General features: G+C 37.1%; 12 protein-coding genes. 4 read left to right on the top strand and 8 right to left on the bottom strand.

Annotated elements, in window-relative coordinates:
• Positions 1-179: 179 nt before the first annotated feature.
• Positions 180-1199, bottom strand: coding sequence for a branched-chain amino acid aminotransferase (locus FHX64_RS02160; protein WP_183412205.1), 1020 nt, complete (start codon positions 1197-1199; stop codon positions 180-182).
• A 294-nt stretch (positions 1200-1493) separates the two neighbouring features.
• Between FHX64_RS02160 and FHX64_RS02155 the strand changes: the two genes are divergently transcribed.
• The 4 genes from FHX64_RS02155 (at position 1494) to mnmL (ending at position 7306) form a co-directional block, all read left to right on the top strand.
• Entirely contained in the window at positions 1494-2918 is a 1425-nt protein-coding gene (locus FHX64_RS02155; protein WP_183412204.1) for a tetratricopeptide repeat protein, read from the top strand.
• Positions 2915-4258 carry a tRNA lysidine(34) synthetase TilS gene (tilS, locus tag FHX64_RS02150; protein WP_183412203.1) on the top strand — a complete coding sequence of 448 codons (1344 nt, stop codon included), beginning with the start codon at positions 2915-2917 and terminating at the stop codon, positions 4256-4258. The genes FHX64_RS02155 and tilS overlap by 4 nt, the downstream gene beginning before the upstream one ends.
• A 186-nt stretch (positions 4259-4444) precedes the next feature.
• Positions 4445-6280, top strand: a complete 1836-nt coding sequence (rho, locus tag FHX64_RS02145; RefSeq protein WP_183412202.1) for a transcription termination factor Rho — start codon at positions 4445-4447, stop codon at positions 6278-6280.
• 81 nt (positions 6281-6361) lie between these two features.
• Positions 6362-7306: a tRNA modification radical SAM protein MnmL/YtqA gene (gene mnmL / locus FHX64_RS02140; protein ID WP_183412201.1), complete on the top strand. Its 945-nt coding sequence runs from the start codon at positions 6362-6364 to the stop codon at positions 7304-7306.
• Positions 7307-7314: 8 nt separating this feature from the next.
• On the opposite strand, the gene FHX64_RS02135 is transcribed toward mnmL, so the two are convergent.
• The 7 genes from FHX64_RS02135 to FHX64_RS02105 form a co-directional block, all read right to left on the bottom strand.
• The gene (locus tag FHX64_RS02135; protein ID WP_183412200.1) at positions 7315-8523 is read right to left on the bottom strand and encodes a DUF4861 domain-containing protein; all 1209 of its coding nucleotides are present in this window, start codon (positions 8521-8523) and stop codon (positions 7315-7317) included.
• 182 nt (positions 8524-8705) lie between these two features.
• Entirely contained in the window at positions 8706-9479 is a 774-nt protein-coding gene (locus FHX64_RS02130; protein ID WP_183412199.1) for a DUF2202 domain-containing protein, read from the bottom strand.
• Between the two features lie 95 nt (positions 9480-9574).
• Complete coding sequence (locus FHX64_RS02125) at positions 9575-10054, bottom strand: DUF302 domain-containing protein (protein ID WP_183412198.1); 480 nt, start codon at positions 10052-10054, stop codon at positions 9575-9577.
• A gap of 45 nt (positions 10055-10099) precedes the next feature.
• Positions 10100-10411 (bottom strand): hypothetical protein, encoded by a 312-nt coding sequence (locus tag FHX64_RS02120; RefSeq protein WP_183412197.1) that lies wholly within the window; start codon positions 10409-10411, stop codon positions 10100-10102.
• A gap of 39 nt (positions 10412-10450) precedes the next feature.
• Positions 10451-11005 carry a periplasmic heavy metal sensor gene (locus tag FHX64_RS02115; protein ID WP_183412196.1) on the bottom strand — a complete coding sequence of 185 codons (555 nt, stop codon included), beginning with the start codon at positions 11003-11005 and terminating at the stop codon, positions 10451-10453.
• Between the two features lie 12 nt (positions 11006-11017).
• Positions 11018-11431: an anti-sigma factor family protein gene (locus FHX64_RS02110; RefSeq protein ID WP_183412195.1), complete on the bottom strand. Its 414-nt coding sequence runs from the start codon at positions 11429-11431 to the stop codon at positions 11018-11020.
• 95 nt (positions 11432-11526) lie between these two features.
• Positions 11527-12102: an RNA polymerase sigma factor gene (locus FHX64_RS02105; RefSeq protein WP_183412194.1), complete on the bottom strand. Its 576-nt coding sequence runs from the start codon at positions 12100-12102 to the stop codon at positions 11527-11529.
• Between the last annotated feature and the right edge of the window lie 165 nt (positions 12103-12267).

Raw genomic sequence — 12267 nt, 5'->3', positions numbered from 1 at the left:
CACTGGTCTTGTTACATGAAAACACCTGAACAGATGCACTGCCAAAAAGAGATAAAAATTAGAAATTATAAAAAGCAAAACCTTATCAAGGCTAGCCTTGATAAGGTTTGATAAAAAGAGTATTTTTGTTCATTAAACCTGTAACGGTTTTTTAGGACTAGTCATATTTTGTGCCGGGGTTATTCTATCACGGCATTCCATCCATATATATCCGAATCATCTCCGTATTGGATAGCCCTCAATTTTTCATATAACTTACGACTAATTGGTCCAGGTTGGCCATCTTTAGAAATAATATATGATTTATTTTCATCGATATCGTCGATTTTCGAAATTGGACTAATCACAGCCGCCGTCCCGCATTGACCTGCTTCTTCGAATGTCGCAAGTTCTTCTTCAGAAATCCGGCGTCTCTCCACCGTCATCCCCATATCTTTGGCTAGTTGCATTAAACTTTTATTCGTAATAGATGGCAAAATGGACGTCGATTCCGGAGTCACGTAGGTATTATTTTTAATCCCAAAGAAATTAGCAGGACCACACTCGTCAACATACTTTTTTTCTTTAGCGTCAAGATAAAGTACAGCAGAATAGCCCATTTGATGAGCCTTTTCACCGGCTAACATGCCAGCCGCATAATTTCCTCCTACTTTATATGTACCTGTTCCCAATGGAGCAGCACGGTCATATTGTCGCAAGATAACCACAGGTGTCGTCTGAAAACCACCTTTGAAATATGGACCAACTGGCGTTACAAAAATGACGAATAAATACTCGTCAGCTGGTTTCACACCTACCTGAGCGCTTGTACCAACCAATAGCGGACGAATATATAAAGAAGCACCGCTTCCATAAGGCGGCACAAAACGTTTATTCATTACGACAGCTTTTTTTACGGCTTCCATAAATAATTCCACCGGCAATTTAGGCATCATAATTCCATCACACGTGTTTTGCAATCGTTTTGCATTTTCTTCAGGACGAAAAATACGAATTTTCCCATCTTTTCCCATAAATGCCTTAAGCCCTTCAAAGGCTTCCTGACCATAATGTAAACTTGTTGCGGCAATATGCAACGAAATTGTTGTATCTGTAGTAGCTTCAATCTCTCCCCATTTCCCGTCTTTATATACACAACGGATATTATAATCTGTAGGAATATAGCCAAATGAAAGCTCAGACCAATTAAGTGTATTCATACATCAAAGTGTTCAAAATTTGATTACAAAGATACGCTTTATTTACTGACGATGGAGCAGAAATTTTCATTAAATGTCTTCTCCAAGGGCTTTTTAATGCAGTTATGATCAAACCCTTCGCATCTGGTTTGTCGAAAGAAATTGCCACTCTGATTTCAAACTAAAGTCGTACGTGATAAAATTGGAATAAATACTGCGAAACTGGTAATAATGGAGAAAATGTAATCTCAAAATAAAAATTTATCTGTAATTTTGTGCTATTCTCTTCAGGTCTCTAATAACTCAGATTGTTTTATGAAAAAGTGTAGTATCTTATTGATAATATTTGCTTTATCATTCTATATAAGTGGACAGACATTGAAATACGCACAGAATCTGTACAGCGGACAACACTATACAGAAGCAGCAAAAGCTTTTCTGAAATTATTAAAATGGCATCCATACGATGCACGGTTGAACTACGGATATGGAATGAGTCTGGTTAAAACCGGACAGGAAAACGCAGCCCTACCCTATTTGCAAAAAGCTGCAGATAAAAAATTTACTCCTGCTTTCCCTGTCTTATGCGATCTTTATTTTAAACATTATTATTTTAGCAAAGACGTAACAGCTATTCAGAATTACTTGGCTTCTCCACATATTTCAGCAGCCGAAGCAAAAAAATATTCTGCCTTACTCGTAAAAGCAAAATTAGGAGCAGATATGATTCAACATGTAGAATTAGTGACCATTGTGGATAGTCTTCAGGTTAGCAAAAAAGATTTCTTTAAGCATTACACTTTTTCAAAAGATATGGGAACTATTTTCCCGTCCAAAAATTTGTATAGTCAGGAACCTTCAGATATGTTGGCCTATCGTTCGCAACGTGGAAATCGGATTGTCTTTGCTGATTCCCTTCATGGCAAATCAGCCTTATACAGTACATTTCAAATGACAAATCAATGGAGTGAGCCTACACCGCTAAGCGATGTAGTCAACAACTATGGCACTGCACTTAATGATCCTTTTGTTGCTTCAGATGGTGTGACGCTCTATTTTGACGCTAAAGGCGATCATTCATTAGGCGGATATGATCTTTTCGTAACTCGCTATAATCTAAGGGATAATAAATATTTCGAACCTGTCAACTATGGCATGCCTTTCAACTCTATATACAATGATTATCTGCTAGTTATCGATGATGTTGACAATATAGGATGGTTTGCTACAGACCGCTTTCAACCAGCAGGTAAAGTCATGATTTATACATTTATTCCAAATGCTATGCGAACAATTATTCAAAGTAATGATACGGATTATATTCGACATGCAGCCCAACTCAGGACATATAGAAAAGGAAAAATGCCTGTCATTCATGATATTATTGCTATTGATTCGTTAAGCAACACATCTCTCACCAATGGGAAACCCAACATACATTTTGTAATTAATGACACCTTGATTTATGCATCTCCTTCCCAATTCAAAAGTGAACAAGCACGCCAACTGTATCAGCAGGCAGACAGTTTAAAACAAGTGATTACAAATATAGAACAGGAATTAAGTAACAAAAGAAATGCCTATGCAGACGCACAAAATCAAGAATCAAAACAAACATTAGAACCTCAAATTCTGGCACTTGAACAACAAGTCATAGCATTACGCCCACAACCAATAATATTATTAAATAACGCCCGGGATTTGGAAAATAAAGCGCTGCAAGGTTTAGTAAAACCATGACCGTATCGTATACAATCACCCAAAAGGTAATTCAGTTCATCCAAAAAGAGAATCTGCCTCCAATAAGCAGCAGACTAATTGTTGGTGTCAGCGGTGGACGTGATTCCGTTGTGTTGCTACATCTATTACATCATATCGGCTATGAATGTATTGTTGCCCACTGCAATTTTCAATTACGAGGAACAGAATCGGACAGTGATGAACAATTTGTTGAACGTCTGACACAACAAATGCAACTACCTTTTGAACATATCGCCTTTAATACCAAACAAGAGGCAACAAGCAAAGGTATCTCTATCGAAATGGCAGCCAGGGATCTACGTTACGTATGGTTTGAGCAACTACAAGAAATATTGACAGCTGATGCCATTGCCGTTGGACATCATTCTGATGATGCCATCGAAACCTTTTTCATTAATATTCTTCGCGGAACCGGCATTCGGGGCTTAACTGGAATTGAGTCTAAAAATCAATCTATTATCCGACCTTTACTATGTTTAAGCCGTACAGAAATAGAACAATACGCACAAGAAAATCATTTAGAATATTGTACGGACTCAACCAATGAGGATCAGTCAATTCAACGAAATAAAATAAGACACCAACTGATTCCTTTAATGGAGCAAATGAATCCTTCCTTCCGTAAGACTATGCAAAAAAATATGGAAAGGCTTGCCGAAACTTACATGTCAGTGCATTATGAAACAGAACATAGCAGGCAACGCATTATGGAACAGAAGGGAGAATTAGCAGCTATTTCTATTCAGGCTTTATTAAAAGAAACACAACCTCACTTTACGCTTTTTGAATTGCTTCATCCGTTCCATTTTAATTCAGCTATTATTCAATCGATTTATGATAATTTGGATGATATTTCCGGTAAACAATTTTATTCTTCAAGTCACCGTTTGATTAAAGATCGAGAACAATTACTCATCCTCCCGATTCATCAAGAGCATAAAATGGCGCTTACAATCCTAGCGTCAGATTCTGTTGTTAAAATTGACAATTTCTCGCTTGAAATATCGCAATCGATTGATAAAAAAGAAATTATCATTGAAAAGAAGCATAATATTATATTTGCTGACGCCGATCAACTGCAATTTCCTTTGACAATAAGACACCCTGTGAAAGGCGATTTTTTTTACCCATTTGGCAGTAAAGGGAAAAAGAAGCTCAGTGATTTTTTCATTGACCATAAATGGAATTTATATCAAAAAGAAAACTGTTGGCTTTTATGCTCAAATGATACAATCATGTGGATCATCGGACATCGTTTTGACGATCGTTTCAAAATAGGCGAAGCGACTAAAAAGGTTATCAAAATAAGAATTTTATGACGTATGCTTCATAAATAAAAAATATTACGTACCTTTGTAACACAAAATTTCACGAACATCTTCGTCTTTTGTATCCAATCAATATACATCCCTTTTTAGCTTGTTAAATTCAACAAATACGGAACTTTAAAAAATTCCGACATGTGATCAACACGTGTCTGTGTATCATATTTACCTCCATTTTTTATGTATAATATTTCAGAACTAAGAGAGAAAGACCTTGCTGAGCTGAAGAAAATTGCAGCTGAGATGAACATTAAACGTTTCGAATCTTTACCCAAAGACGAATTAGTTTATCGAATTTTAGATGAACAAGCAATTTCAAAAGCTGCTGAAAAAAAAGAATCAGCTTCTATTGATGAAGATGCAAAGAAGAAACGCATTCGGATGAGAACCCCAAATAAAGCAAACAATAATTCATCTGATAAACCTCAAAATCAAACAAATGGAAGCAATGTTTCCCCACAGAATAACACGGTAAAACCGGCAATGGCAGAAGCAGGGAAACTTCAGAAACAAGAAAATAAGCCTAACACATCGGAAACAAAACCAACAACACAAGCTCCCCAGCACAAACCCCATCATAAAAATCAAGTGCAGAAAGCTGTTGTTGATGTTAAGACAGAAATGCCAATTAAACAACATGTCAAAGACACTGATCCATTGTTGAATGAGACCATCGAAGAAGATATAGAACAAACAGAAAATCAAGTTGCTGCACCTGTTCCTATTCCTGAAATACAAGAAAAGAAATCCGATTTGCCTCCGGCCAATACACCAAATCATAATCAACCTTCTCAAAAGAATCAACGGAATCCTAACAACAAGACGCCAAACCAAAATTTTCAAAACCAGAATAATAACCAAAAGAAAAATTCTGAAAACGGAGAAAAACCTTATGAGTTTGAAGGAATTTTGACGGGAGTTGGAGTGTTTGAGCCAATGCAGGATGGGTATGGCTTTCTGCGATCGCCTGATTATAACTATTTTACATCTCCTGATGATATCTATGTTTCTCAATCTCAAATCAAACTATTTGGATTAAAAAAGGGAGACACCGTAGAAGGAACAATTCGTCCGCCAAAAGAAGGAGAAAAATTTTTCCCATTGGTCAAAGTAACCAAAATAAACGGTAGATCACCCGAATTCGTTCGTGATCGCTTGGCCTTTGACCATCTTACGCCATTATTCCCTGATGAAAAATTCAACTTAATTACCGGGAAAAATGATCCTACATCTATGCGCATTGTGGATCTTTTTTCTCCTATAGGAAAAGGCCAACGGGGTCTTATTGTAGCTCAACCTAAGACAGGAAAGACTATATTACTCAAAGACATAGCTAATGCGATAGCAGCAAATCATCCTGATGTATATATGATTATTCTACTTATTGACGAGCGTCCTGAAGAAGTAACAGATATGGAACGAAGTGTCAATGCGGAAGTGATTGCGTCAACCTTTGATGAACCAGCAGAGCGTCATGTCAAAGTAGCAGATATCGTTTTAGAAAAAGCTAAAAGATTGGTAGAATGCGGACACGACGTGGTAATTCTGCTTGATTCAATCACGCGATTAGCGCGGGCATACAATACAGTAGCACCAGCTTCAGGCAAAATGCTCTCGGGAGGTGTGGATGCCAACGCGTTGCATAAGCCTAAACGATTCTTTGGAGCTGCCCGTAATATTGAAAATGGAGGAAGCCTGACTATCATAGCCACTGCGCTTACTGAAACAGGTTCAAAAATGGATGATGTTATTTTTGAAGAGTTTAAGGGGACAGGCAATATGGAATTACAACTCGATCGTAAGCTTTCAAATAAACGTATTTTCCCTGCAGTGGATATTATGTCATCAAGCACACGCCGCGATGATTTATTGCATGATCCTGAGACATTGAATCGTATGTGGGTATTACGTAAATATTTATCAGACATGAACCCGGTCGAAGCGATGGAATTTCTGAAAGATCGCCTGGAAAGGACCGAAAGTAACGAAGAATTTCTTGCCACGATGAACGGGTGATTCTGAATTATAAGATCCAAAAAGAAATATAAGATCGGGGCAACTTTTTAGGTTTGTTCCGATCTCTTTTATTTTTAGAATATGTCTTTGCGCTACAATGATTATACAACCTTGCTACGCGAACAACTCAACGAACGCGTTCAAAAAATATCCATCAATGCTGGATTTACTTGTCCAAATCGAGACGGAACGTTAGGCTATGGAGGATGTACCTATTGCAATAATCAATCATTTAATCCTGATTATTGCAAACCATCCAAATCTGTCACCACACAGTTGGACGAAGGCATTCGCTTCTTTCGTAAAAAGCATGAAGATCAAAAATATATCGCTTATTTTCAGGCATACACAAACACATATGCACCATTCGACAATTTAATCAAATTATATGAGGAGGCACTGGCATATCCTAAAGTGATTGGAATTGCCATCGGTACCCGTCCGGATTGTGTAAATGACACGATACTGGACTATTTTGCTCATCTGGCAAAGTCTTGTTATGTGATGATAGAATATGGTGTAGAATCTACTTGTAATGATACATTACAATTTATTCATCGCGGGCATACTTTTGAACAGGCTGAAGAAGCAATTCGAATAACAGCAACTCGAAATATTGCCACGGCTGCGCATCTTATCATCGGATTACCCCATGAAACACATGAAACATGGTTGCAACATGCCCGAAAGCTATCCATGCTACCTCTGTCAGTTTTAAAATTGCATCAATTGCAAATTATCAAAGGAACACAAATGGCAAGACAATACGGGGAACATCCGGAATGGTTTCATCTTTCCACGCTGGAAAATTATATTGATACTGTTATTGATTTTCTGGAACTCCTTCCTCCTGCCATTTCTATGGAACGTTTTGCATCCCAATCACCGGCACAATTGCTCATTGCACCAGCATGGAAAACCAAGAATCATGAATTTGTAGTAAAATTACAACGTCGAATGGAAGAACGGGATACTTTTCAAGGGAAAAAATGGAGAAGTACCCTTCCCCACTATACCATCAAATAAATCATCTTTTATTTCCAGTTTACTATTTTTACCGGATGACGCAAAGCTATATCCCATGTCCTTACAAAATGGAAAAATTGATTTGCACTCTTGTAACCTCCTATTTCCTGCGACCATGCTGCCGCAAAATGATAAGTAAATGATTTCCCCTTGACTATCAGCAAAAGATTATCAGCATCCTTGGTTGACTTCTGCAAAATAGCGTAAGGCATCGAAACAGCTAATCCAACAGTTTGCGGCATAGCCCGTTTATTATCTGTTTTGGGATATTGTAATCCTGTCCCCCAAATCGCAACAACACCTTTCACAGGAGACATAATCTGAGATTTATCGAAAATTGTTTGAACGCCAGCACACAACGTAGTGGTATCATTTTGATTTACTTGAACTTCAACATCACGATGTCCGGCATAAAGGATATAACGTTCCTTCAATTGAATCTTTTTTCCTTCATATTGCCAACCATCCGCTTCCATTTCAATGATTGCCCTCACCGGACCATCCGTTATCACCCGAGCAGTACGATTAGAGACTGGGGCAATATGAAGAGCCTGCGTTCCGTTCCATCCTTTAAGTGTTCCACACCCAGCCGTCTCTTTAACCCACAAAATATCATCTCCAAAGCCATGAGCAATCTGTTCGTCGGAAGGATACCAATTATCCTGAGCTAATTCCAATTCATGATGCTTTTTACCGTATAAGTCAACGGTTTGTTTTTTATCGAAGTATATGCGAAAAGCCATTATTTTTGATTCAAACGCCGGCCCATGATGTTGCAAAGCCTGGTATAAATTGCCTGTTGGCGACGATGCCTCCCGTGTTGGAATTAATTGATGCGTTGTTTTATTCCTTAAAAACATCTGGGCATGTGTTTCTTCAGGAAATCTTGTAAACAAAGAACTATCTGAAGCAACTTTCAGTGTCAAAATTCGCTCGTGCTTAGCAGGGATACTCACCAAAAAAGCCAATTCATCCGGTTTTCCATCATGATTAAAATCATCCAATTGAGAAGGAATCAATTTTCCCGCTTCATAAACTGCGACAGATTGTACATTAACTCCAGTTTTGTGCGTTAACGTTGAAACAGAAATTACCACAGGAGCATTAAATTGGTTGACAAGTGATGGATTTTGAAGTGTAATAACAATTGATTTCGTTTTAGCAAAAGCAATAAAAGCCACAGATAAACACAAAAAAATAAAAGCAACTCTTTTCATAGAAGATATGTTTCAATATAAATATTTATAGCATAATTACATACACAACGGGCACGTACACGGTAAAACATAAAAACTTCGCCTGAACACAAAATTCAAGCGAAGCAAAGGTAAACCAATTTTCTGAAAAACACGATCTGCTCGTGAAAGAAGTTGTCAAAAGATTCTCTGTTCAATCCATATTAATGGCCTTGATGACGGTATTGATATTGATAATTATATTGATATTGATTTTGTAATACATATGTATTTCCTTGTTCCATAGGTGATTGAACAATAGAATCATATTCTTCCTGCGAAAGATATTGAGGCACATACACAATGCCCAAATTCGACAATTGACGATAAAAAGCCCTTAAATGGTTACGTGAAGCTTTCAGCAGGTTATCAAACGTGGTAACAATATTTGTATTGGGGTTACTCGCTAAGCCATCCATCAAATCCTTAATATCCATTTCTTCAATCTGTATTCCAACCTGATAAGCACCTACCAATGAAGCTTTACCATTGGAAACAAAGGTTTGATATAGCTGTGTCAGTTCAGGAGTAGAGAAAACGCCCATATCAGCAACTAACGTATCAGGTTGATTATAAAATCTCAACAATGTCAGAATAGCTTGCAAGTGGCGTTCTTCGGCAGTTTCAATGTTAGCAAATATAGGTTGCGACCATGCCGTGCTCAAATTGGAATAAACGTCACGTGCCAATTTTTCATCTTCCTTAATTTTTAGTAAAAGCGCTAATTCACTATCACTTAAAGAAGGTGTAGCCACAAAAGCAGCTTGCAAATTATTTGTCAATACCGTAGTAGATCCATCGGAAGCAACTTGAATCAGGTTGCCATAAGATGGTTTCGAAGTTTTCAAAGCGTCTTGTTGATTACAAGACATAAGGAGTAGTGCGTTCACTGCACACAATCCCCAACACATCATCCTTTGTTCGATTTTTGTTTTCATACGATAGTCACATTAAAGGTTCTGTTAAACTTGCATATTAATACTATACATTGGCAATAAAAAGTTTACATAGTTATTGCATAAGTTTATATTGATTAAAACCAGCTAATCAGCCACTCCCTACTAAGCTCCTGCCCATATTTAAAGCGAGACATGCTGTTTAATTGCATGACTGACGCCGAGACTAACACAGATTTCATGATTTCTTCCACTTCATGATGCGACGCCGTCATTAACAGTTCGCTCTCCCTATCTAATAATCTGGCAAAAGATAAAAAGTTCATGCGTGATATATATGTTTTCCCGTCGCTTTTCTGATAAATACTGATTCTACAAGGCATCAACGGAGAAACAATCCTCATTTCGTCTTTTGTCAATAACTGGCTTGCATACGCTGGATTACACAAAGCCAGAACTTTAACCGGAAGCACTTTTTGACCATATTCTTCCAATGATTGTTGTAAATCATTTACTACAGATATCTTCCATGAAGTTTTCCTGATTTCAACTATAAGTTTTTCAACCGTTTCATCAAAATCGTACTTACTTTCCTGTTCTATAAATATAGAGTTCATTGAAGTGAAATTAATTGATCGTTAGCAGTAAAAAATACGCAATAGTTATTTTTTGATAACCGTTTCCCTATAATCACAAATACCATTATGGTTTTTATCCACAAATCTTGATCCGTGACCGCATCCTACTCCTTTCCCCTTCCCTCTATGTTGACCTTGTCCATATCGAACCATAGTAGTAGTATTATTGGTATGACGGGCCTCATAATTATCACATACCCCATTCTTGTTTTTATCAACATATGCCGGACGTGTTATATTTCCATTGCGATTAGAGGTTTTAACAGAAGTTTGTCCCATTGTTACAGCGGTCATTGCCAAGCAGGCAAATGATACAATCATCATTCTTGTTTTCATAATCTACTCGTTTTTAATTATTAAAATATAAACTAATACTCAACGGCTAAATCGATTACTCCACTGGCCACCACCAGATTGGCCATGATTTCCAGGATAATTCAAAGGCAAATCATTAATAAAAATCTCTTGAAATAATTCATGTAATTTTTGTTGTTGACTCGAATCACATTCCTGTTTTATTGCAAGATAATAGCGCACAGTTGCCTGTTTTAATGCATAATGTAAATCACCTATTTCCTTCGAAAATTGATTCAACTTAATGGTATCCGTATGAGGAGCACTCATTTCTTCAAGTATCTGCCTTCTCTTGGAGACCAACTCAGACAAAATCATTTGTGCTTGTTGTCTAAAAGTCCGGTTGACTTGTCGGAATTGAATCATTTGCGAAGCATTCAATTGTAATTGATCACGAAAATACCGGCCGGTAAATTTTGCTGCATCCGCCTCAATCCCTATCTGTTTTTCAACGGATACCTCTTCACGGTTCGATTGATAGACATGATAAAAGATTGTTGCTAACATAGTCAAGTTCATCACTGCTAAAAAGAATACCGCCCAAACAAGGCCTTTGATTTTTTTATCTGTGTCCATTGCATGCCTCCTTTATTTTGCTTCGTAAAAAGCAATAGGTTCAATTGCTCCATCATTTAAATAAAACATCTCTTCTGAAATTGCAGGATGAAGTTTTACAGGTTGATACAAATTTCCTAGTATGACTCCTAAAAAAACAGCTATTCCTACAATAAAGGCAATAGTCACAGGCTTAAAAACTAATTGCTTTCTTGCTGCAGTTTCAGATGGCATTTCGAGTTTTGACATAACTCGAGTAGCAAGAAACGGATTGGAAGAGGTCGACTTCTCTTCTTTTATCATGTATTCCGCCTTTTGCCATAATGCATACATTGCAGCGCATGATTTACACGAATCAAGGTGTTCCTCCATCTGAGATTTCATCTCTGATGAAAGAACGCCTTCGAAATAGGCATCAAAATAATGTTCGCATGTAAAACAATTCATTTTAGTCGCTTTTATTAGTTAGAAACAAAATTGTTCATTTTCCTACGGTAATGGAATTTTTTTTATAAAACCCTATTATTATTGTCGTTAGATTATCAAGATGAATGCCATAAGGCAGATAATTGCTTCCGCAAAGATTGTTTGGCACGTTGCAAAAGCGATTCCACAGCTCCTTCTGAGATATGAAGAATCTCCGCGATTTCGCGCTGTGACAAGTCTTCATATTTACTCAAAACAATTGCAATACGTTGCTTTTCAGGAAGCTGGGTTAATGCTTTTGCAATTAAATTCCGCTCTTCATGCTTAATAAGTTGTTGCTCTGGGTTTTCTTCAAAAGTTTGTACTTCCAAACCTGATGAGCTTTTATCAAATCCAACCCATGACTCTAACCTATGAAATAATGATCGTTTCTGATGATCCCGGACGTGATTTAATGCCCGATTGATCGTAATTCTATACAACCAAGTAGAAAAGGAAGACTCGCCTTTAAATGTTTCCAATGATTGATATACCTGAATGAAAACTTCTTGTGTCAAATCATCTGCATCTTCTTTTTGATGAACAAAGCCGATACATATTCGGAACACTTGTGCCTGATATGTTTCTACAATTTGCTTATACAGGGACAAATTACCGGAAAGAATTTGTGTAATCAACTCATATTCAGTCATAGGAATGAAAAAAGAATTAATAATCAAATATATCCAAATTATCAGGATATTTTAATTAGACACAAAAGGAATAAAAATCCTACGCTGTAAGATAAAAAATAACGGGTAAGGAGGGAAAGGTTAGGTTGTGTAGATTTGAAAATCAAAAGAATAGATGTAGTTCCA

Source organism: Microbacter margulisiae, assembly GCF_014192515.1.
Lineage (GTDB): Bacteria > Bacteroidota > Bacteroidia > Bacteroidales > Paludibacteraceae > Microbacter > Microbacter margulisiae.
Note: the sequence above shows the minus strand (reverse complement) of the source record. Positions and strands in the feature narration are given on the sequence as shown.